We start from the raw sequence: 19,305 nt of genomic DNA, 5'->3' as shown, positions 1-19,305 counted from the left end.
GGCGTGGGGTGGGGGTCCTGTCTTTGACCCTGCCGGGGGGTTGTTTTTCGAGGCCGGGTCTCGGCCCGGCGGCCGACCTACCTTTCTTTGATTCGTCAAAGAAACGTAGGCCAAAGAAAGACGACCCGAATGTCCGCGACCCTCCGCTTCGCTGCGGGCAACCTGCGTCGTGGCGGTTGCGGGGTTCGCCGTGAAACTCACTTCGCGCTGCGCGCTACGTTCAAACATCACGGCGAGTCAGTTGACGAAGCAGTCCTGTCCTTCGGCAGGACTGCAACCCCGCAACCGCCACGACGCAGGCGCTGACATACGGGGGTGGGGGAAGGGACGCGGGCTGCTGGCCGCTGGCTGCGCCTCAGGCCGGCGCCGTGCGCCGGTCCAGAACCTTGTCTATCAGGCCCCATTCGCGGGCCTCTTCTGCGGTCATGAAGCGGTCACGGTCCAGGTCGCGTTCCACCTCTTCGTAGCTGCGGCCGCAGTGCTGGGCGTACAGGCGTGTCACGCGGTCCTTGGTGCGCAGCATTTCCTCGGCATGGATGCGAATGTCGGAGGCCTGGCCCTGCACGCCGCCCAGCGGCTGGTGCACGTGCAGGCTGGCGTTGGGCAGGGCCATGCGGTGTCCGGGCTCGCCGGCCATGAGCAGGAAGGAGCCCATGGAGCGCGCCGTGCCCATGCACAGCGTGTGCACGGGTGACTTGATGAACTGCATGGTGTCGTACATGGCCAGCCCGCTGGTGATCACCCCGCCCGGCGAGTTGATGTAGAGGTGAATGGGCTTGTCCGGGTTCTCCGCCTCCAGGAACAGAAGCTGCGCGCAGACCAGGGCAGAGACCGCGTCGTTGACCTCGCCGTTGAGAAAGATCACGCGGTCGCGCAGCAGGCGCGAGTAGATGTCGAAGGACCGCTCTCCGCGCGCCGACTGTTCGACAACCATGGGGACGAGCATCATCGATTCGCGCATGGGCGAACTCCTGTGTGTGGTGGTGAAAAAGAAATGGCTGCGGCCCTGCGCCGCATGCCCCGTTGCCCGGACAGGGCTTCAGGTCGCGTACATCAGGAAGCCGTCGTCGTTGGCCGCTTCCCTGGCGGGCTGCACCCGCGCATCGGTCAGCACATGGACGATGCGCAGCAGCGTGCCGCCATCGGCTGCGGGGCTGATCTGCAGGTCCACCGTGCTTTCCAGAAAGGGCGGCTCCGCCTCGCGCAGGCGCAGGCGCAGTTCCTGCTGCGGCACCTGCTGCAAAGGCTCGGCATGCTCGGTGCCCGGCAGCCACTGCGCGCGCAGCTCGGGAATGCTCAGCGCGCGCCAGACCTTCTCGGGCGGAGCGTCCAGCGCGTACTCCTGCACCAGCTCGCGGGCCGCATCGTCGGTGTCCATATTGCTCACCTTGTTCATTGGTCCATGTCCTTGAGCAGGCCCTTGAGTGCATCCACGCGCTGCGGCCAGTAGGCGCGGTACTTCGCCAGCCAGCCCGCAATCTGCGCCAGCCCTTCGGGATCGACCTCGTAATGCATGAAGCGCCCCTGGCGCTGCTCGCTCACCAGCCCCGCATTGCGCAGCACGGCCAGGTGCTGGGACATGGCCGACTGGCTGATCTCCATCCCCTCGCGCAGCGCGCTGGCATGCATGCTGCCAGCGGCCAGCTTCTCGAAGATGGAGCGGCGCGTAGGGTCGGCCAGGGCCTTGAAGATGTCGTTCTCGGGCATGGCGACACTTTAGCAATCACTTATTTCAAATGCAAGCGATCCATGGCAAACGCCACCGACAAGGCCTGCTCGAGGAAGTCTGGCTCGGCAGGTGAATTGGTGGGTTGAAGTGGCTGACGTATAACCGCTGCACGGGGCCGCAAAAGAGCCAGGAAACCCGTCATTTCCAGCCCCTCAGCGCATTGGCAACGCCGGGGGCAAAGGCCCGCAGCAGCCAGTTCACTTCATTGGAGACTCAATGGCCCATTCATCCACTGGCGGCAGCAGACCTGCAAAGCGCACTTCCCTCAAGCCCCTCCGAAACAAGACCGCCCTGCTGAAAAGCCTGCTGTGGATGGCGGCAGCAGCCGGCCTGGCCCCCGATGCCCAGGCCGTCATGAAATGCCTTGCCGATGGAAAAACCTGGTACCAGGATGCCCCTTGCCCGCAAGGCACCACCACCAGGCCCATGCAACTGGATCCGCCCCCTGCATCCCCCGGGCCTTTGCGGGAAGCAATGCCGACCGAGCCCGCCACCAAGCCCGCGTCTGCCCCCGCGCCGCAGGCTCTATCGCCCTCCTCCATGCTGGAGGAAGAAGCGCGCCTGTGCCTTGACTGGTACCAGAAAAATGCCGGCCTGCCCCCCGGCGCCACGTACCTGAGCGCCACCAAGGATCGCCGGGTGGTGACCCTCGTGGTTGCCGCCCCCGTTTCCATGACAAACCACACGGGCGCCAGGGTGCAGGGCACGACGCAGACGCCAGCTTCCTGCGAGATCAACGGCGGCAAGATCGATGACGGATGGACACGCACTCATGCCCGGCGTGGCAACTGGATTCAGTGAATGGCGCCAGGGGATCACGGCAACCCGCCCGGCACCGGACACCTAGTCTTGAGGCAGCACATGGCCAAAGAGCACTCCAATGGCCCGCTTCGCGCCCCCACTTGCGCCGCACGCATGAAGCTCGCGGCGCAGCTCGCGCTGCGGTTCTCCGTAGAAATGCAGGACTGGGAGTGGGAGGTGGCTGACGGCGGGCGTTTCGGCGAGTTCCTCGACCTCTATTGCACGGGAAATCTCAACGACGATGAGCGTATCTCCCTCATGGAGATACTGATCCAGAGCGGCGAAGACATGGAGCCTCCATCCGAGTTCGACGCTGCCTGGTCGGCCTTGGAGCCACTTCTGCTGTCGAGACCGGAGCTTCACAGATCAACAATCATGTATTGGGCTTCCCTCCATGAGACCGAGCCCGCCGCGCTCTTTCGGGTTTCGGCAAATATGCGCAAGGTGTGGCGCGCACTGTCTGCATGAGAACGCCATGCGCTTCACGACATCCCAGCAGACAACCCCTCATCCGCAAACCGCTTGGCCACCTTGAAATTACGCAGTCAATGCAAACTCAGATTTGAGTTATCAATAAAAAATTCAATTGACAATTGAAATTCACAAGAAGTAAGCACATTGAAAATTCAAACCAACTGGTCAAGGGCTTCTTCAACAAGTACTACCCGCAGTTCAAGCAGCCGCTGCGCCTGTCGTCTGTGCTTGCGCAGGGCCTGGAGCAATATGCAGCCATCTTCGTGCCTGGCGGGCATGGCGCACTGATCGGCCTGCCCGTCAGCCGTGACGTGGGGGCGGCGCTGGAATGGTCGGTCGGCCACAACCGGTTCGTCATCTCTCTGTGCCACGGCCCTGCCGCATTCCTCGCGGTTGGCGACAGCGACATTTACCGTGGCTACAAGATATGTGCCTTCCCCGACGCGCTCGACGCGCAGCCCCCCGACATCGGCTACATGCCGGGTCACCTGACCTGGAAGTTCGGCGAAAGGCTCAAGGCCTTGGGCATCGAGATCGTGAACGATGGCATCTCGGGCGCGGTGCACCGGGACCGGCAACTCATCACGGGCGACAGCCCGCTGGCTGGCAATGCGCTCGGCAAGCTTGCCGCCAAAACCTTGCTCGCGGAAGTCGCGGCCTGACGTGACCGTTTCCGTTGGGTGTTGTCAGCCGCAATCAGGCCGCTTGGCACTCCGGTCTTACCTGCATGGCGCAGCTCACACGGCGGGCCGCGCCTGAAGAGAATGAACAGCACCAGCCACGCCGGGCCCTGGCGCAAGGGCTTGGCACTGCGACAGTCGCAGCCTGCCAGGAGCGGGCGGTGGAGGCCACGTCATAATCTCGCCCGTTTCTTAATCCGTGACCGTCAAGCATGTCTCGAGTTCATTTGATCGAAGGCCCGGTAGGGGCTGGCAAATCCACCTTCGGCGCGGCTCTGGCTGCAAGCAGCAACGGCGTGCACATCCCGCTCGACGAGTGGTTTGCGACGCTGTTCAGCCCAGACCGCCCGGGCGGCGATTTTGTGCCTTGGTATGTTGAGCGAAAGGAACGGTTGCTGGGTCTGATATGGAACCACAGCCGCAGAATACTGGCGTCGGGTCGAGACGTTGTGCTCGAGCTTGGCCTGATCCAGCAGCAACCAAGAATCCAGTTCTGTCGAATGATCACGAACGAAGGATTTCCGCCTCACCTCCATGTCCTCGACGCGCCCTTGGAAATCCGTCGTGCGCGTGTTCGACGCAGGAATGAAGAGCGAGGTCCCACGTTTTCCATGGTCGTACCGGACCATGTCTTCGAGATGGCGAGCAAGCTTTGGGAGTCTCCCGACGAATTCGAATGCGAAGAGTTCGAGGTGAGCTTCGTCACGGAGGGGGCGAACGCGTCGTTTGACGTCTGAGCAAGCCGGCCAGCACGCGTCTTGAAAGACTGCTATCGGGCCAGGCGAAGGTCGGCTCCGGGTCGTTCCACTGCCGCTTTTTCCGCTGGCGGCTGCAGCCCATCGGCCAGCGCCGCACCCAGCGCATCAATGACTGCCCGCACCCCCGGCACGTTGCGGCGGTCGCGGTGATAGGCCAGGTACACCGGGCAGGACGGCAGCGGCGCGTCCACCTCCAGCCGCACCAGGCCGGGCACGGCATGGGCCATGGCGTCGGGCAGCAGGCAAATGCCCTGCCCTTGCTCCGTGGCCTCCTGGCGGGCCAGGTCGGAGCCGGATCGAAAGACGAACCGGGTAGCTCCCCGGCTGGCCAGCCACAGGTTGGATGCGTCCTGCCGGCCGGTGGCCAGGTCCTGTCCCACGAAATCGTGGCTGGCGAAGTCCTGCACGCACAGGTGGCGACCCGGCAGGCGCTGCTCGACATAGCCGTGCGAGGCGTACAGGCCAAACGTCAGTTGCCCCACCCCTTTCTCCACCACCACGGCCGAGCTGGAGCGCCCGACCCTGAGCGCCACGTCCACTTCGCGCCGCCCGACATCCGTGAAGCGCGACTCCACGGCCACTTCGATATGCAGTCCGGGGTGCGCGCTTCTCAACTGCGAGAGCACGGCGGTCACGGGCTTCACGAAGCCCTCTCCCATGCTGACGCGGATGGTGCCGGTCAGCGCATGGGCCTTCTCATCGGGCCGGTCGTCGCGCTTGATGCCGCCCAGTCCCAGCTCGAATTGCTCGGCCAGTTCCACCAGTTCCATCGCATCGGGCTCGACCGTCGTCCCTGCGCTGCTGCGGTGTACCAGGGCGCGGCCCAGGGATTGCTCCAGCGCCTCGATGCGCCGCGCGACGGTCGAGGTGGACAGGCCCAGGGCAGCGCCTGCGGCAAGCAGGCTTTGGTGGCGGTGAAGCGCAAGGAGCACGCGCAGGTCATCCCAGGTGGTGGGCGGTTGGTTTTTCATGAATGCAAATCAGCTTACCAGCGCTGCCCATTCCCAGGCGGGCACCCCGTCGCAATACTCGAGTGCATGAAAACCCCTTTTGATTTCTCCCAGAAAACCGTCCTGGTGACCGGCGCCTCCATGGGCATCGGCGAAGTATTCGCCAGGGAGCTTGCCCGCCGTGGCGCCAAAGTCGTGCTGATCGCGCGCAGCCGCGACAGGCTCGAAAAGCTCGCCAGCGAATTGCCCGGCGCCGAATTCCTGGTGGAGGACCTGGCCACACCCGGGGCGGCCCGGCGGGTCTTCGATGCCGTCAGCGCCAGGGGCCTGCTGCCGGATCTGCTGGTGAACAACGCGGGCTTCGGCTCCCATGGCAGGTTTGATGAACTGGCGCTGGCCATGCAGCGGGAGGCCATCGACCTGAATGTGGGCGCCCTGGTGGAGTTGACGCACCTGTGCCTCCCCGCACTGGAGCAGCGCCAGGGCGGCGTCATCAACATCGCCTCCACGGCAGCGTTTCAGCCGGTCCCCTACATGGCGGTCTACGGCGCGACCAAGGCCTTCGTCCTTTCGTTCAGCGAAGCGCTCTGGGCCGAGTACCGGCCGCGCGGCGTGCGTGTGCTGGCGTTGTGCCCGGGCGCAACCGACACGGCGTTCTTCGCCCGCGCCGGCGAGGCCGCATCCTTCGGGAAAAAAGCGTCCAGCGAAGACGTGATTCGCCTCGGGTTGAAAGCCTTCGACGACAACCGCGCCTCGGTGGTGCACGGTTGTGCCAACTACCTGACGGCCCTGGGCGCCCGCGTTGCCACACGCGAGTTCATGGCCCGGTTCACGGCACGCGTGATGAGGCCTGCAGCGCACCAAGCTTGAATGTTCTTGGGTCTTGTGGATGCACGGCGGAATCAGGCCTTTTGACCGTTCACGATTGCGTTGAGCGGTCGGAAAAACCTGTCACTCCCCAACCCTGGTCCAGCACAAGCCTTGGCAGCCTTGCCACATGCCGATCTCCGAACTCGCACAGCTCACGGGGCGTCTGCCCAGAGGAAGCTGCTCAAGCACAGACGCGGAGCAGCTGCAGCGAGTCCACTCGATGGCGGACAACGGACCCCGCTCAACTACGGGCGAATGCCAGCAACAGTTGATAGTTGCCTTGGTCTGCAGCTCGCAAGGCCGCAAGGTAGCGAGCCCGTACATCATTGGCCGCCACCAGATTGCTGCCACTTCCCCAAGAGAAGGCCGGCTGTCCCAGACTGCGCAACAGCGCGTCGGCCATCATGCGCGAGTGGCGTCCGTTGCCGTTGGGAAACGGGTGAATCCAGACCAGATCGCGGTGAAAGCGCGCGGCGATTTCGTCAGGAGGGAAGGTGGCGTTTTCCACCCACCACTGCGTGTTCCCGAAAAGCTGTGCCAATTGGACGCCCACCTGCGTCCAATCGCAACCGATGTTCTTATCCGACTTGCGAAACGTGCCTGCCCACGACCACGTCAGGCTGAACATCTTGGAGTGCAAGGTTCGACAGAATCCTTCGCTGAGCACGTTTGGCCGCACCCGCTTCAGCCAGCGCACAGCAATCAGGAGGTTTTCCTGTTCCCATTCATTCAGGTCACCCTTGGTTGCCAAGTGCTGGGGGATGAGCCCGGCCTTCTCGTCCGGGTCTAGCGGGCTCTGGCCGTCCTGCTCGTCGAGGTCTATCGCCATAGCTCCGACCATCGGCCGCGCAGCAACTCTTCGGTCCTGCGTTCCACCTGTTTGCGAAGCCGATCGGCGCCCGGGCGCTGGTCTTCGAGTCCCATGGTGTGGGCCACGCCCGCGACCTCCTCCATGGCAATGACGCGGGCGCGTTCCTCAACCACTTTGGTGAGCGGTTGCCTGGGAACCAGGGCGTAGACCAGTTCGCAGTCCAACCCGTCGGCCAGCTTTCTCAGTTGCCCAAGCGTGATGCGGTCCTCCGCTTCGGACTGTTCGGACTTGTGCAGCGTGGCACCGGAGACGCCCAGCCGCTGGGCCTGCTGGCGTTGCGTGCGTCCCAACGCCTCCCGGATGAGCTTCAGCCATCCCCGTGCGGGCGTCTGCTGCTTCACCAAGTCTGCGTAATTTGACAGGTTTGCGTCCAACTGTTCGAGTCGAAGCTGATTCAGTTCAGGAGACATTGCTAGCCTATAGGCTTATTTATCAGGCAATCATGTTAGCCTATAGTGCATCAAATTTTGATTTTTTGCTTCCAATTAATGAATCATGTAGCTAATGGGTGCTTCCACTCAAGAAAGCAAGAAAACCGTCCTCTCAACGCAGATGGAAGCCCCTACAGCAAGCCATTGCATGGACGGTACGGCTCCATCAGCCATGACCCACCTCGGTCCAAGACCGTATCGGCCATGTTCGAGGGGCGGATTGTCACGGGGCTCGGCGCCCGGTGCTTTTCCATGCTCGCCAAGGCCTGGTCACTCCTGTCCCGAGCCTGCGTTCACCAGTCAACCGCCACTGCCGTCAGCCCTTCGTGCGAGGGAAAGTGCGGCAGCACCTCCTGGGCCAGTTCCTCCAGCACCTCGGCGGGCGGGCGCTGTGACCACTGGATGCCCAGCGCCGCATGGTTCACCCCTGCCGCCTGCCACTGTTCGAGCAATGCCACCAGTCCCTTGCGCCCGGTGCGCAGGACATAGCCCCCATGCAACGGGGTCGGGGGATGGCCGGGGTCATCGACCAGGTCGATCCACTCATTCGTCATGTGCGGGCGGAATGCGCCTCCAGGGATCAGGTCACGCCAGGCGCGGATTTTTTCCGCCAGGTGCTGGGGCCCCCGGGGGGTATGGGTGGCACCGGGGTAGGTCAGCCAGCCATCTGCATGCTCGGCAATCCACGCCAGCGACTGGCCTGACGATCCCGTCACCATCAGCGGAATGCTCCCTGCAACGGGCTGGGGGAGAAACTCGGCTCCTTCCAGGCGCCCCAGCGGGGAGTCGATGTCCAGGAGCCCGGGCTGCATGAGCTGGCGCATATAGGCAACCGCGTGGGAAAAGCGCTGTGCCCGGGCCGCGTGTTCCAGTCCGTAGGCGGGAAACTCCATCGGCCTGTCGCCAGAGGCCAAGCCCATCACCAGCCGGCCGCCGGAGAGCTGGTCAATGCTTGTGGCGGCCTTGGCCAGGTCGATCGGATGGCGCAGGGAGACGATGGCGCTGCCGGTGGCCAAGGCGACCTTGCGCGTACGGGCTGCCAGGAAGGACAGGTAGGTGAAGGGGTCGAACACCTGCCCTGCGTCCCCGAACGAGGGATCGAACAAAGGGACATCGCGCACCCACACGGCGGCAAAGCCATGCTGGTCGATGCGGGTGACCAGATCGGCCTGCCCGCGCAGCACCGACATGTCGCCCTTGTAGCTGCGCAGCGGCAGGAAGATGCCCACGGTCAGCCGGTCTGGTGCAAACATGCGCCGGTAGCCAGGGTGTGCGTAGAACGAGGCATAGGAAGCCCCACCCGTGCGCGGGGAGAGAGGAGTTGCGTTCATTGTCTGGACCTGACTCGTGTTCATGCGCCGGTTGCCGGTGACGGCAGCGCGATGCCCTTGCGCACCGCAGGCCGGGCCGCGACCCGCTCATGCCATGCGCTCAGATGGCGGTGCCGGCTGAAGTCGAAGTGGATGATTCGCGCGATGTGCGTCCAACCGAAATGGGCAATATCTGCAATGGAGTAGCAGTCGCCGGCCAAGTAGGAACGGCCCTCCAGCGCGTGGTCCAGCACCGTGAACGCCTCCTCCGTCAGGCGCCGGTAGCGTTCGATGGCCGCAGGAACCGGGCTGTCCGCGAACAGCTCGAAGTGCACGCGCTGGCCCAGCAGCGGCCCGACACTGGACGCATGGAATTGCAGCCATTTGATCGCCTCCCAGCGGGCCTGCAGGTCCTCTGGCAGCAGCTGCCCAGTCCTGTCGGCCAGGTACAGAAGAATGGCCGCTGACTCAAACAACACCACACCCGTCTCGCTGTCCGTGAGCACGGGAATGCGGCCGTGGGGATTCAGCGCCAGCAAGGCCGGCTGCCGGTGCTCGCCTTCATCGATGCGCACATGGTGCAGCTGGTAAGGCAGCGAAAGCTCTTCAAGCGCAATGGTCGCCTTGAAGCCATTGGGGGAGCTGTCTGAATAGAGATGGAGCATTTGAATTTTAGATAAACTTAATTCATAGAATCGCTGGAAAGACTTATTCTCAACAGGTATACGTCTAATTTAAAGCGATGATTTCTGCTCAATGAATTTAGTAAATCTAAAAATAGAATGACCTATCCATTGCAGGCGCTGCGCACTTTCGTGGAAGTGGGGCAGCGCAAAAGCGTCAAGGCTGCGGCGCAGGCCCTGCACGTCACGCCCGGTGCCGTCAGCCAGCAGATCCGCGTGCTGGAAGACCGCCTGGGAGTGGTGTTGCTGGAGCGTGAGCGCCTTGGCATGCGGCTGACCGAGGCAGGCGCCAGCGTGTTCCCCAGGCTGCGCGAAGCGTTTCTTCAAATCGACCAGGCCATGCACGACCTGGAAAGCACCAAGGCAAGACGGAGCCTGACCGTCAGCACGGTCGCCACGTTTGCAGCATCCTGGCTGGTGCCCCGGCTGGGGCGTTTCAAGCAATTGCACCCGGACATCGAAATCCGCGTGGAGGCCACGTCGGAACTGGTGGACCTGCGGCGCGACCGGGTGGACGTGGCCTTGCGCCATGGGCTGGGAGACTATCCGGGGCTGGAGGTTCTCCCCCTCATGGCGCCGGTTCTGACACCCGTCGCCTCGCCGGGATTCCTGAAGGCGCACGGGGCAGTGATCCATGAGGCCGGCGATTGCCTCAGCTACCCCCTGCTGCATGACGGCGACCGCGCAGACTGGCCGCTCTGGCTGAAAGCGCATGGCGTGGCGGGCGACCTGCGCGCGGAGCGCGGCAGCGCCTTTGACGATGACTTCCTGCTGATCCGTGCGGCAGAGGCTGGCCAGGGCCTGGCGCTGGTGCCGCAGGCCTATGCCCAGGAAGAAATCGCGGCGGGCCGGCTCATCCAGGTGCTGGACAAGCCATGGCCCGCACGATTTGCCTACTACGCGGTGACGCGGCCCGGAGCGGCCGACCGCCCCGAAGTGCGCGCGTTCCTGGAATGGATTCGCGACGAGGCGGGAAAAAACCTGTCACCTCCCCAACCCTAGCCCAGCACGAGCCTTGCTAGCCTTGGCACATGCTGATCTCCGAACTCGCCCAGCTCACGGGCGTCTCCATCCACGCGCTGCGGCACTACGAGCGCGCGGGCCTGCTCAAGCCCCGGCGCCTGCCCAATGGCTACCGCGACTATCCGCGCTCGGCCCGGCGCGAGGTGGTGTTCATCGCCATGTCCCGCGCGCTGGGGTTCGGGCTGCCGCGCATTGCGGAGAACCTGCGCGCCTGGCGTGCGGGGCGCATAGGTCCCGGTGACCTGGCCGATGCCGTGCAGCAGCGCGTGCAGGAGATAGACGAGCAGATCGCCGCGCTGCAGGCCCAGCGCGCCCAGGCCCTGGACCATGTGCAGTGGCTGCGCGCCCGCCAGGCCGAGCGGGACTTGGCGCAGACGGCACCGGCCCCAGCCAGCACCCCCGACAAACCCGCCGCGCCCTGGCCGCGCGTGCGCCGCGCCGCTTCACCCACCACGAAGGAGACAAGCCATGACTGAACCGACCACCCACCCCACCCCATCCACCCAGGCGCTGCAGAAGGCCGTGCTGGCCATGCCCATGGCGCGCACCCTGGGCCTGCGCTTCGTGCGGGCCGAGCCCGGCGCCACCGAGCTGGAGATGCCGATTGCCGATGCCCTGTGCTTTCAGCCGGGCCAGTTGCAGGCCACGGCGATCTTTGCGCTGGGCGACTTTGCGGCGGTGTCAGCCGCAGGCTCCGTGCTACCGCCAGGCTGGGCCAATGCCACGGTGGACGGCAGCGTGAAGCTCTTCGCCCCCGCACGCGGCACCCACCTGCGGGCGCGCGGACGCGTGGTGGATGCCGGCCGCGTGCTCAGCATCTGCGCGGCGGACCTGTACGCGGTGGCCGAGGACGGTCATGAAACGCATTGCGCGACCTGGCTGGGGACGGCGCGCAATCTGGAGCCGAGGCCCGTGCGGGCCTGAGAACGATCCCCCGGTCTCCCCACCCCGTATGTCAGCGCCTGCGTCGTGGCGGTTGCGGGGTTGCAGTCCTGCCGAAGGACAGGACTGCCCCATTGCCTGATGCGGGTCAAAAACAGACCCGGCCAGTCAACTCATCCCCGCAGCTTCAACCGCCGCGCCTTCACCGCCGCAGCCAACTGCTCCAGCACAGGCACGGTCTGCTCCAGGCTGATGCAGGCATCGGTCACGGACACGCCATGCGCCAGCGGCTGGCCGTCCACGATGTCCTGCCGCCCTTCCTGCAGGTGGCTTTCGATCATCAGCCCCGTGATGCGGGCATCGCCACCGGCGATCTGCTGGGCCACGTCGGCCGCCACGTCGATCTGGCGGCGGTGCTGCTTGCTGCTGTTGGCGTGGGAGACATCGATCATGACCTGCGGGCGCAGGCCTGCGCCTTCCAGCAGGGCGCAGGCGGCCTGCACATGCTCGGCGCCGTAGTTGGGCTGCTTGCCGCCGCGCAGGATGACGTGGCAGTCGCCATTGCCGCGGGTCTCGAAGATGGCGGACTGGCCCATCTTGGTCATGCCCATGAAGGCGTGGGGCGCGCTGGCGGCCTGGATGGCGTCGCTGGCCACCTTGACGCCGCCGTCCGTGCCGTTCTTGAAGCCAACAGGGCAGGACAGGCCGCTGGCCAGTTGGCGGTGGCTCTGGCTTTCCGTGGTGCGCGCGCCGATGGCGCCCCAGCTGACCAGGTCGCTGATGAATTGCGGCGACAGCAGGTCCAGGAATTCCGTGCCCACGGGCAGGCCCAGGGCCAGCACGTCCAGCAGCAGGGCGCGGGCCATTTCCAGGCCTTCGTTGATGGCGAAGCTGCCGTCCAGGTGCGGGTCGTTGATATAGCCCTTCCAGCCCACGGTGGTGCGGGGCTTCTCGAAGTAGACGCGCATGACCACGAGCAGCTCGCCGGCCAGCGCGTCGGCCTGGGCCTTGAGCTGGCGCGCATAGTCCATGGCCTGGTCGTGGTCGTGGATGGAGCAGGGTCCGACGACGACGATGAGCCGGTCGTCCCGGCCCTGCAGCACGTCCGAGATGGCGGCGCGGCTGGTTTCCACCAGTTGCTGCGCGGCTTCGGGCGCGGGCAGCCATTCCTGCAGCAGGGCCGGGGTGATCAGGGGGCGCACGGCCTTGATGCGCAGGTCGTCGATGCGGGTGGTGTCGTGCGTGCTCAGGGGCACGGCACTGCGTTGTACGTGGGTGGGGGAGGTCATGGCGCTATTGTCGCGCCTTGAGGTTTCCCGACCGGGGCGGGGCAAGTGGCTTGCCCGCCCCTTGGCCTCGACTTACTGAGCCGCCGGTGCCGGTGCCGCTGCTGGCGCAGGCGCAGGTGCGGACTCTGGCGCAGCAGGCACAGCGGCCGGTGCCGCGCCGTACTGCCAGCCCGCAGGCAGCAGGCCGTCGACCCAGTGCAGGCGCCAGGCCATCAGCGCCAGTAAGGCCACCACGGCCAGCGCCACCAGGGTGTTGCGCAGGCCGTTGCCTTCCGCATAGGGATCGCCCGCCGTGCGCCGTGCGCCCACGGGCACCTTGGCAGTCTGCGACAGGCTGCGGCCCAGCGGCAGGTTGATGCGCATGCGGCCGTTGATGGCCCAGCCGCTGGCGTCCAGGATGGGCCCCAGGCTGCGCTGGCGCAGCTTGAGCCAGGCAATCATCATGCTGGGCCCGGAGATGGCCGCGATGAGGCCGACCAGGGCCACGGGAATCCAGGGCCCCAGGTCGATGAACTTGCCGAAGATGCCCACCAGCACGGCGCTGATGGAGCCCAGGGCCACGCCCAGGGCGGCCACGGTGCCCACATCGGTCTTGCGCGATGCGGCCGCAGCCGTGGCGGCTGTGGCGTTGGCCGCAGCGGTGCCGGGCGCCGTGACCAGCTGGCCGGCCTGCGTGCCCAGGCTGGCGGTCACGCCCTCTTCCTTGGCCGAGGCGCGCTTGGCCACCTGTTCCTCCACCATGCGCAGGAATTTCTTGTAGGGCAGGAAGAAGGCCTGGCCGATGCTGGTGGGGTTCTCGATGAGCTTGACGATGGTGGCGTCCCAGTCGTTGCCCGCGCGGTCATAGAACACGCCGTTGCGGCCCACGAAGAGAAAGTCCACATCGCCCGCCGTGAAGGCCGCGACGATGGCTTTCTTCTTGCCCTCGCGCCGCAGCTCGCAGTAGGCCAGGCAGGTCTTGGCGCGGCCGGCCAGCGCGGCGTGGGCGGCGGTGTCGCTCACTTCCACGGTCAGGTCGCAGCTGCGCGCATCCAGGTAGAGCGTGCCGGCCTGGAAGGCCGCGCCCTCGCGCCGGTAGAAGCTGCTGAACGAGACGAAGTTGTTGAGCAGCGCCAGCAGGTCGCGCTGCAGGCGGATCAGCTTTTCCAACGCCACGGCCTGCAGGCTGTGTTCCTTCTCGGACTCGTCCTGGGCGATGAGGTCCAGCAGCGCGGCTTCCTGCCCGCCGTCCAGCAGCGCCTGCACCTCCTGTTGAGGCAGGGCATCGAGCGGTGTGGCGGGCCTTGCCGCCAGCCATTGGCGGCAGGGCTGCAGCGCGGCCTTGACCTGTTCCCATTGCGCGGCGCTGATCTCCTGCAGGTCTTCGCCCAGCACGGGCTGCACGGCCTGCTCGCGCAGGGCCTGCAGCGCACCGGCCCAGGCGGGGTTGACACCCTGGGCCAGCGGCAGCGCGCGGTCGGCCGCCACGGCGGCCAGCGGCAGGGCGGCAATGGCCTGGGCGCCACTGTCCAGCACTTCGCGGCCCAGGGCGGCATAGCCTTCGATGGAGGGGTTGAGCGGGTCCTGCGCGCGCGTGTCGAAGGCGGCCAGGCGTGTGCGCGCGAAGAAGTCGTCCACCTTGGCCTGCACCGCGTCCACGGCGCGGGCTGCGGCCAGGGCCTGGTCGCGCTCGGCAATGCCGCAGCCCAGCGCCTCGGCGCCTGCATGCCAGTCGCGCAGGGAGCGCAGGTCGGCATAGAAGGACTCGGCCTGCTTGCGCGCGATGCCGGCCACGCCATCGGCGCCCGCCGCCGTGCCATAGGCCTTGCCGATGCGCTCGACCAGAGCGGCCAGCGCCTTGTCGTCCCCGGCGGTGGCGGGGCTGACGATGCCGTCGCCATTGAAGCGCATGGCTGCCAGGGAGGCCAGGCGCTCGCGCACCTGGGCCAGGCTCAGCGCGGAGCCGCCGGCCTGGCCGGACAGGGCCAGCATGCGCTCGGCCTCGGCATGCAGCAGAGCGCCCTGCTCGCTATCGCGCTCCAGGCTGGACAGTTGCAGCACGTCGCCGCCATCGGCCAGCACCTGCGGGTCGCGAACGCGCGCCACGGCCCATTGGCAGGCGGCGATCAGTTCGGGCGGGCGGATGCGTCCGTCCTTGTCCTCGTCGATCAGGTCCAGCGTGTCGCTGTCGAACTCGATGCCGCGCGTGGGGCAGGCCAGGGCCACCCACAGCTTCTGGTCCAGCTCGCCGATGTGCGCAATGTCCTGCCCGGTGCGTATGACCACCTGGTCCACTCCACCGGCGCGAAAAAACTCCCAAGCATGTTGCTGCTGCATGAAACACCCAACGGCCACTTTGGCCAACATTCAAAAACGGAAAACGAAAAACCGAAAAAGGGCCGCAGTTTAAAAGTCATTCGGCCTGCTCAATTGAAGACATTTGTCAACGATGGGCGTCAGCACAGGCTGTCAGGGCTGGCGCTTTGTGTAAAAATAAAAGCACTGAATAGATACTTTATTGCCTCCATGCCCTCCAACTCCACCGCGTCGGCCCCTCAACAAGGCCGGGACAAGCTGCACCTGCAGCTGGCGCGGCTGTTCCGCAGCAAGGTGTCCACGGGCGCCTGGCCCATAGGCAGCGCCATTCCCACGGTGCAGGAGCTGGAGGCGCTGCATGGCGTGTCGCGCACCACGGTGCGCATGGCGCTGGGTGCCCTGGTGGCAGAGGGCCTGCTGCTCACGCGCAAGCGCGGCGGCACGCGGGTGATTGCGGCGCCCTACAAGCCGCCGTCCTTCCTGCTGCCTACCAGCTGGAAGGAGCTGGTGGCCTTTGGCGCCCACATCGGCCAGATCACCCTGCACACCGGGCGCGACTGCCTGCCGCCGATTCCCGAAGGCTTCCCCGACGTGGGCCGCATGGCCCCCGCCTACGTGCACCTGCTGCGTGTGTACGACCATGACGCGGCGCGGTTCTGCCTGTCCCAGCTCTACCTGGAGCAGCAGCTGTTTCCCGAGATCGAGGCCCAGCTGGAGCACAGCTCCCTGGCCGTGGCCCTGAGCAGCGACCCCTCGCGCATTGCCGTGGCGCGCCAGCACCTGAGCGTGGCGCCGGCCGACGAACTGGCAGCCGAGCACCTGGGCGTGGCCCTGGGCACGCCGCTGATGCAGGCGCTGCGCTGGGCCTGCAACGCCGACGGGCTGCTGATCTACTGGGCGCGGGTGCGTTTTCTCAGCGAGTACGTGCATATGGAAATGGATCTTCTGAAATGAACCCCACCCCCTCCTCCCCGGCTTGCCGCCCGCATGCGGGCCGCGTGGCCTGGATCACCGGTTCGACCAGCGGCATCGGCCTGGCCGTGGCGCGCCATCTGGCCAGCGAGGGCGCGGCCATTGCGCTGCATGGCCAGGCAGCCGCATCGGCCGAGACCGATGCGCTGGTGCGCGAGATCGCCCAGGCCCACGGCGTGCCGGTGCGCCACTACGGGCTGGACCTGCGCGACGGCAGCGCCATCGCCCCGCTGGCCCGGCGCATTGCGGCCGAGATGGGCGCCATCGACATCCTGGTCAACAACGCAGGCATGCAGCATGTCAGCCCGCTGCTCGAATTCCCGGCCGGCAAGTGGGACGAGCTGCTGGCCGTCAATCTCTCGGCCCCCTTCCACGCCATCCAGGCCTGCGCGCCGCAGATGCTGGAGCGCGGCTGGGGCCGCATCATCAATATCGCCTCGGTCAGCGGGCTGGTGGGCGTGGCGCGCAAGCCGGCCTATGTGGCCAGCAAGCACGGGCTGATCGGCCTGACCAAGTCGGTGGCGCTGGAGTTCGCCACCACGCCCGTGACCTGCAACGCCATCTGCCCCGGCTGGGTGCTGACGCCGCTGGTGCAAAGGCAGATCGATGCGCTGGCCGCGCGCGAAGGGCTGGATGCCGACGCGGCGGCCCGCCAGTTGCTGGGCGCCAAGCAGCCCTCCCAGGCCTTCGTGACCGTGGAGCAGGTGGCAGCGCTGGCCGGTTTCCTGGCCAGCGAGCAGGCCGCCCAGGTGCGCGGCGCACACTGGAACATGGACGGCGGCTTTGCCGCCGCCTGACCCCGCCACGCCTCGCCCTGCCCCGCCAAACCCCTTTTCATACCAACGACAGACAAACCCAACCAGGAGAGACAGATGTCCTTGAACGAAACCCATGACGCAGGCCTGCGCAGCTGGGTGGCCTCGGCCAACACCGGCGCCAGCGACTTTCCCATCCAGAACCTGCCCTACGCGGTGTTCCGCCGCGCAGGCAGCCAGGAGGCCTGGCGCGGCGGCGTGGCCATTGGCGACCAGGTGCTGGACCTGGCGCGCGCCAGTGCCCTCAAGGCGCTGGGCGATGCCGTGCAGCCGCAGCTGGAAGCCGCTTCGCAACAGCACCTGAACGGCTTCATGGCCATGGGACCGGCCGCCTGGTCGGCCCTGCGCCTGGCGCTGTCGCGCGCGCTGCGCGAAGGCGCTGCCGCACAGGCGGCGCTCAAGGATTGCCTGGTGGCCCAGTCCGACGTGGAGTACACGGTGCCGGCCCAGGTCGGCGACTACACGGACTTCTACACCTCGGTGCACCACGCCACCAACGTCGGCAAGCTGTTCCGCCCGGACAACCCGCTGATGGAGAACTACAAGTGGGTGCCGATCGGCTACCACGGCCGTGCGTCCAGCCTGCGCGTGTCGGGCGTGGACTTCCGCCGCCCCATGGGCCAGTTGAAGGCGCCCGACGCCGCCGCGCCCGCCCTCAAGCCCTGCGCACGCCTGGACTACGAGCTGGAGATGGGCATCTACACCGGCGCCGGCAACGCCTGGGGCGAGGCGATTTCCATGGACGAGGCAGAGAACCACATCTTCGGCCTGTGCCTGCTCAACGACTGGTCGGCGCGCGACATCCAGGCCTGGGAATACCAGCCGCTGGGCCCCTTCCTGTCGAAGAACTTCGCCACCACGGTCTCGCCCTGGATCGTGACGCTGGAGGCGCTGGAGCCCTACCGCACCGCCTTCACGCGGCCCGCCGCAGATCCCCAGCCCCTGCCCTACCTCAGCTCGGCCGCCAATTCCGAGCGCGGCGCGTTCGACGTGCAGTTGAGCGTGGCGCTGGAGACCGGCCGCATGCGCGCCGAAGGCCAGGCCGCCCAGCAGATCACCCACACCAGCTATCGCCACGCCTACTGGACCATGGCCCAGCTGGTGGCCCACCACAGCGTCAACGGCTGCGACCTGCAGCCCGGCGACCTGCTGGGCACGGGCACGCTGTCCGGCCCCACCTCCAGCGAGGCCGGTGCGCTGCTGGAGCTGACCGAAGGCGGCAAGAAGCCCGTGGCGCTGGCCAATGGCGAGAGCCGCACCTTCCTGCAGGATGGCGATGCCGTGATCCTGCGCGGCTGGTGCGAGAAGCCGGGCGCCGCGCGCATCGGCTTCGGCGAGTGCCGCGCCACGGTGCTGCCCGCGCGCCAGGCCTGATGGCAAAGGCAGATCGATCGGCGCCGATGGATCGGCCCGATTGATCTGCGCGATGGATCTGCGCGATGGATCTGACCGATTGATTCACCCGATCGATCCGCCCGAATGTCGTGATTCCGACAGCCATGAGTGCATGACACAATTGCTGACATGCCCGCCCCATCGGAAGACGCCATCTCAGCACCTCCCGCCACCATCGACTTCGGAAGGCAGGCGGCCCCTGCTCGGCAGGAGCCCGCCTTTGCCGAGCCCGGCACTGCCGACACTCCAAAGAGCCCCAGCAAACTGCCGCCCTCGATAGCCAGCGCCTTCGCCGCCGCAGCCTATGCGCTGCAGCACGGCGATGACGCCGCTGCCCCCAACGAGCGGGCAGGCGCCGGCGCACATTCCGGCGTCACCAGCTTCATGGGCGGACAGGGCACCGGCCTGATGCCTGGCCTGTACGCCAGCCTGATTGGCGAGCCCTCGCGCGACTACTACCTGCGCCTGTTCGAGCGCTTCGACGCGCTGGGCAAGCCCTTGCCTACCTGGAACCTGGCCGCAGGCCTGTTCACCCTGCCCTGGTGCGGGCTGCGCGGGCTGTGGCAAGAGGGCGGCCTCTATGCGCTGGCCGCCGGCGGCACGGGCCTGGTCTGGGGCCTGCTGCTGCGACCCGCGCTGGGCCTGCCCCCGGCGATTGCCCACGGCATCGATGCCACGCTGATCCTGCTGGCCATTGCCATTCCCGGCCTGGGCGCCAATGCCCTGTACTGGCACCATGTGCGCCGCCACACGCTGCAAGCCATTGGCGAGGCCCCCAACATGGCCGCAGCGCACGAACGCCTGGCCCGCCGCGCGGCCACGCCCCTGCGCAAGCGGCTGTCCGTGGCGGCCGGTGCGGTGCTTGCCGCCGCTGCCGGTGCAGGCATCTGGGCGCTGTCGGGCACGCCGCATTTCATGGCGGCACAGACGGAGGTGATTCCGTCCGAAGCCATACCGGCCGCTGCACCAGTTTCGCCAGTTGCACCAGCCGTGGCGCCAACGCCCGCCGCAGCCGTAGCTGCCGTTGAAACGCCAAGGACGGAACCGGCGCCCACTCCCGCCCCCACTCCCACTCCC

21 protein-coding genes and 1 pseudogene are annotated in these 19,305 nt (G+C 66.5%); 12 read left to right on the top strand and 10 right to left on the bottom strand.

Annotated features, from left to right (window positions below; translation table 11 throughout):
* Window positions 1–355 precede the first annotated feature (355 nt).
* The 3 genes from A9976_RS18740 to A9976_RS18730 all read right to left on the bottom strand — a co-directional run bounded on the left by A9976_RS18740 (window position 356) and on the right by A9976_RS18730 (window position 1,707).
* On the bottom strand, window positions 356–961 hold the full coding sequence (locus A9976_RS18740; protein WP_183020252.1) for an ATP-dependent Clp protease proteolytic subunit: 606 nt from the start codon (window positions 959–961) through the stop codon (window positions 356–358).
* Window positions 962–1,039: 78 nt separating this feature from the next.
* On the bottom strand, window positions 1,040–1,396 hold the full coding sequence (locus tag A9976_RS18735) for an SRPBCC domain-containing protein (protein WP_183020251.1): 357 nt from the start codon (window positions 1,394–1,396) through the stop codon (window positions 1,040–1,042).
* The gene (locus A9976_RS18730) at window positions 1,393–1,707 is read right to left on the bottom strand and encodes a helix-turn-helix transcriptional regulator (protein WP_012203973.1); all 315 of its coding nucleotides are present in this window, start codon (window positions 1,705–1,707) and stop codon (window positions 1,393–1,395) included. The genes A9976_RS18735 and A9976_RS18730 overlap by 4 nt, the downstream gene beginning before the upstream one ends.
* A gap of 562 nt (window positions 1,708–2,269) precedes the next feature.
* Here A9976_RS18730 and A9976_RS18725 point away from each other — a divergent pair.
* The 4 genes from A9976_RS18725 (at window position 2,270) to A9976_RS18710 (ending at window position 4,421) form a co-directional block, all read left to right on the top strand.
* Complete coding sequence (locus A9976_RS18725) at window positions 2,270–2,530, top strand: hypothetical protein (protein WP_183020250.1); 261 nt, start codon at window positions 2,270–2,272, stop codon at window positions 2,528–2,530.
* A 60-nt stretch (window positions 2,531–2,590) separates the two neighbouring features.
* Window positions 2,591–2,998: a hypothetical protein gene (locus A9976_RS18720; protein ID WP_183020249.1), complete on the top strand. Its 408-nt coding sequence runs from the start codon at window positions 2,591–2,593 to the stop codon at window positions 2,996–2,998.
* 125 nt (window positions 2,999–3,123) lie between these two features.
* Window positions 3,124–3,666: a hypothetical protein gene (locus A9976_RS18715; RefSeq protein ID WP_259649246.1), complete on the top strand. Its 543-nt coding sequence runs from the start codon at window positions 3,124–3,126 to the stop codon at window positions 3,664–3,666.
* Window positions 3,667–3,896: 230 nt separating this feature from the next.
* On the top strand, window positions 3,897–4,421 hold the full coding sequence (locus tag A9976_RS18710; protein WP_183020248.1) for an AAA family ATPase: 525 nt from the start codon (window positions 3,897–3,899) through the stop codon (window positions 4,419–4,421).
* Window positions 4,422–4,453: 32 nt separating this feature from the next.
* Here the strand turns inward: A9976_RS18710 and A9976_RS18705 are convergent, their stop codons facing one another.
* Entirely contained in the window at window positions 4,454–5,413 is a 960-nt protein-coding gene (locus tag A9976_RS18705; RefSeq protein WP_183020247.1) for a LysR family transcriptional regulator, read from the bottom strand.
* A gap of 66 nt (window positions 5,414–5,479) precedes the next feature.
* Between A9976_RS18705 and A9976_RS18700 the strand changes: the two genes are divergently transcribed.
* The gene (locus A9976_RS18700; protein ID WP_183020246.1) at window positions 5,480–6,262 is read left to right on the top strand and encodes an SDR family oxidoreductase; all 783 of its coding nucleotides are present in this window, start codon (window positions 5,480–5,482) and stop codon (window positions 6,260–6,262) included.
* A 241-nt stretch (window positions 6,263–6,503) separates the two neighbouring features.
* Here the strand turns inward: A9976_RS18700 and A9976_RS18695 are convergent, their stop codons facing one another.
* The 4 genes from A9976_RS18695 to A9976_RS18680 all read right to left on the bottom strand — a co-directional run bounded on the left by A9976_RS18695 (window position 6,504) and on the right by A9976_RS18680 (window position 9,539).
* On the bottom strand, window positions 6,504–7,091 hold the full coding sequence (locus A9976_RS18695; RefSeq protein ID WP_099752167.1) for a mobile mystery protein B: 588 nt from the start codon (window positions 7,089–7,091) through the stop codon (window positions 6,504–6,506).
* Window positions 7,082–7,543, bottom strand: a complete 462-nt coding sequence (locus tag A9976_RS18690) for a mobile mystery protein A (RefSeq protein WP_099752166.1) — start codon at window positions 7,541–7,543, stop codon at window positions 7,082–7,084. Before A9976_RS18690 ends, A9976_RS18695 begins: the two co-directional genes overlap by 10 nt.
* A gap of 314 nt (window positions 7,544–7,857) precedes the next feature.
* Complete coding sequence (locus A9976_RS18685) at window positions 7,858–8,895, bottom strand: LLM class oxidoreductase (protein ID WP_183020245.1); 1,038 nt, start codon at window positions 8,893–8,895, stop codon at window positions 7,858–7,860.
* Between the two features lie 20 nt (window positions 8,896–8,915).
* Window positions 8,916–9,539 (bottom strand): glutathione S-transferase family protein, encoded by a 624-nt coding sequence (locus tag A9976_RS18680; protein WP_183020244.1) that lies wholly within the window; start codon window positions 9,537–9,539, stop codon window positions 8,916–8,918.
* A 117-nt stretch (window positions 9,540–9,656) separates the two neighbouring features.
* Between A9976_RS18680 and A9976_RS18675 the strand changes: the two genes are divergently transcribed.
* The 3 genes from A9976_RS18675 to A9976_RS18665 are packed head-to-tail and all read left to right on the top strand — an operon-like array spanning window position 9,657 to window position 11,504.
* Window positions 9,657–10,559: a LysR substrate-binding domain-containing protein gene (locus tag A9976_RS18675; RefSeq protein WP_183020243.1), complete on the top strand. Its 903-nt coding sequence runs from the start codon at window positions 9,657–9,659 to the stop codon at window positions 10,557–10,559.
* 29 nt (window positions 10,560–10,588) lie between these two features.
* Window positions 10,589–11,056 carry a MerR family DNA-binding transcriptional regulator gene (locus A9976_RS18670; RefSeq protein ID WP_183020242.1) on the top strand — a complete coding sequence of 156 codons (468 nt, stop codon included), beginning with the start codon at window positions 10,589–10,591 and terminating at the stop codon, window positions 11,054–11,056.
* Complete coding sequence (locus A9976_RS18665; protein ID WP_046240527.1) at window positions 11,049–11,504, top strand: PaaI family thioesterase; 456 nt, start codon at window positions 11,049–11,051, stop codon at window positions 11,502–11,504. The genes A9976_RS18670 and A9976_RS18665 overlap by 8 nt, the downstream gene beginning before the upstream one ends.
* A 131-nt stretch (window positions 11,505–11,635) precedes the next feature.
* Here A9976_RS18665 and A9976_RS18660 read toward each other — a convergent pair whose 3' ends face one another.
* Both A9976_RS18660 and A9976_RS18655 read right to left on the bottom strand, forming a co-directional pair.
* Window positions 11,636–12,751, bottom strand: coding sequence for a 3-deoxy-7-phosphoheptulonate synthase (locus A9976_RS18660; protein ID WP_183020241.1), 1,116 nt, complete (start codon window positions 12,749–12,751; stop codon window positions 11,636–11,638).
* 72 nt (window positions 12,752–12,823) lie between these two features.
* A complete protein-coding gene (locus A9976_RS18655) occupies window positions 12,824–15,067 on the bottom strand; it encodes a hypothetical protein (RefSeq protein WP_183020240.1) in 2,244 nt (747 codons plus the stop codon).
* Window positions 15,068–15,256: 189 nt separating this feature from the next.
* Between A9976_RS18655 and A9976_RS18650 the strand changes: the two genes are divergently transcribed.
* From A9976_RS18650 to A9976_RS18635, 4 genes and pseudogenes are all read left to right on the top strand, one after another.
* Window positions 15,257–16,000 carry a GntR family transcriptional regulator gene (locus tag A9976_RS18650; protein WP_183020239.1) on the top strand — a complete coding sequence of 248 codons (744 nt, stop codon included), beginning with the start codon at window positions 15,257–15,259 and terminating at the stop codon, window positions 15,998–16,000.
* Window positions 15,997–16,815: a 3-hydroxybutyrate dehydrogenase gene (locus A9976_RS18645; RefSeq protein ID WP_183020238.1), complete on the top strand. Its 819-nt coding sequence runs from the start codon at window positions 15,997–15,999 to the stop codon at window positions 16,813–16,815. The genes A9976_RS18650 and A9976_RS18645 overlap by 4 nt, the downstream gene beginning before the upstream one ends.
* Before the next feature lie 75 nt (window positions 16,816–16,890).
* The gene (gene fahA / locus A9976_RS18640) at window positions 16,891–18,207 is read left to right on the top strand and encodes a fumarylacetoacetase (RefSeq protein WP_183020237.1); all 1,317 of its coding nucleotides are present in this window, start codon (window positions 16,891–16,893) and stop codon (window positions 18,205–18,207) included.
* Window positions 18,208–18,357: 150 nt separating this feature from the next.
* Window positions 18,358–19,305, top strand: a pseudogene (locus A9976_RS18635) (DUF2628 domain-containing protein); the annotation flags it as partial.

The organism is Delftia sp. UME58, assembly GCF_014170385.1.
GTDB lineage: Bacteria > Pseudomonadota > Gammaproteobacteria > Burkholderiales > Burkholderiaceae_C > Comamonas > Comamonas acidovorans.
The sequence above is the reverse complement of the archived record's forward strand: the minus strand, read 5'-3'. Positions and strand labels throughout refer to the sequence as shown.

Bases quoted from the DNA above. Each gene is read 5' to 3' on its own strand.
- A9976_RS18735 (WP_183020251.1), bottom strand. From the start codon at position 1,396: ATGAACAAGGTGAGCAATATGGACACCGACGATGCGGCCCGCGAGCTG.
- A9976_RS18720 (WP_183020249.1), top strand. From the start codon at position 2,591: ATGGCCAAAGAGCACTCCAATGGCCCGCTTCGCGCCCCCACTTGCGCC.
- A9976_RS18675 (WP_183020243.1), top strand. From the start codon at position 9,657: ATGACCTATCCATTGCAGGCGCTGCGCACTTTCGTGGAAGTGGGGCAG.
- A9976_RS18700 (WP_183020246.1), top strand. From the start codon at position 5,480: ATGAAAACCCCTTTTGATTTCTCCCAGAAAACCGTCCTGGTGACCGGC.
- A9976_RS18660 (WP_183020241.1), bottom strand. From the start codon at position 12,751: ATGACCTCCCCCACCCACGTACAACGCAGTGCCGTGCCCCTGAGCACG.
- A9976_RS18680 (WP_183020244.1), bottom strand. From the start codon at position 9,539: ATGCTCCATCTCTATTCAGACAGCTCCCCCAATGGCTTCAAGGCGACC.
- A9976_RS18690 (WP_099752166.1), bottom strand. From the start codon at position 7,543: ATGTCTCCTGAACTGAATCAGCTTCGACTCGAACAGTTGGACGCAAAC.
- A9976_RS18710 (WP_183020248.1), top strand. From the start codon at position 3,897: ATGTCTCGAGTTCATTTGATCGAAGGCCCGGTAGGGGCTGGCAAATCC.
- A9976_RS18645 (WP_183020238.1), top strand. From the start codon at position 15,997: ATGAACCCCACCCCCTCCTCCCCGGCTTGCCGCCCGCATGCGGGCCGC.
- A9976_RS18695 (WP_099752167.1), bottom strand. From the start codon at position 7,091: ATGGCGATAGACCTCGACGAGCAGGACGGCCAGAGCCCGCTAGACCCG.
- A9976_RS18655 (WP_183020240.1), bottom strand. From the start codon at position 15,067: ATGCAGCAGCAACATGCTTGGGAGTTTTTTCGCGCCGGTGGAGTGGAC.
- A9976_RS18670 (WP_183020242.1), top strand. From the start codon at position 10,589: ATGCTGATCTCCGAACTCGCCCAGCTCACGGGCGTCTCCATCCACGCG.
- A9976_RS18725 (WP_183020250.1), top strand. From the start codon at position 2,270: ATGCTGGAGGAAGAAGCGCGCCTGTGCCTTGACTGGTACCAGAAAAAT.
- A9976_RS18650 (WP_183020239.1), top strand. From the start codon at position 15,257: ATGCCCTCCAACTCCACCGCGTCGGCCCCTCAACAAGGCCGGGACAAG.
- A9976_RS18665 (WP_046240527.1), top strand. From the start codon at position 11,049: ATGACTGAACCGACCACCCACCCCACCCCATCCACCCAGGCGCTGCAG.
- A9976_RS18705 (WP_183020247.1), bottom strand. From the start codon at position 5,413: ATGAAAAACCAACCGCCCACCACCTGGGATGACCTGCGCGTGCTCCTT.
- A9976_RS18685 (WP_183020245.1), bottom strand. From the start codon at position 8,895: ATGAACGCAACTCCTCTCTCCCCGCGCACGGGTGGGGCTTCCTATGCC.
- A9976_RS18740 (WP_183020252.1), bottom strand. From the start codon at position 961: ATGCGCGAATCGATGATGCTCGTCCCCATGGTTGTCGAACAGTCGGCG.
- A9976_RS18730 (WP_012203973.1), bottom strand. From the start codon at position 1,707: ATGCCCGAGAACGACATCTTCAAGGCCCTGGCCGACCCTACGCGCCGC.
- fahA (WP_183020237.1), top strand. From the start codon at position 16,891: ATGTCCTTGAACGAAACCCATGACGCAGGCCTGCGCAGCTGGGTGGCC.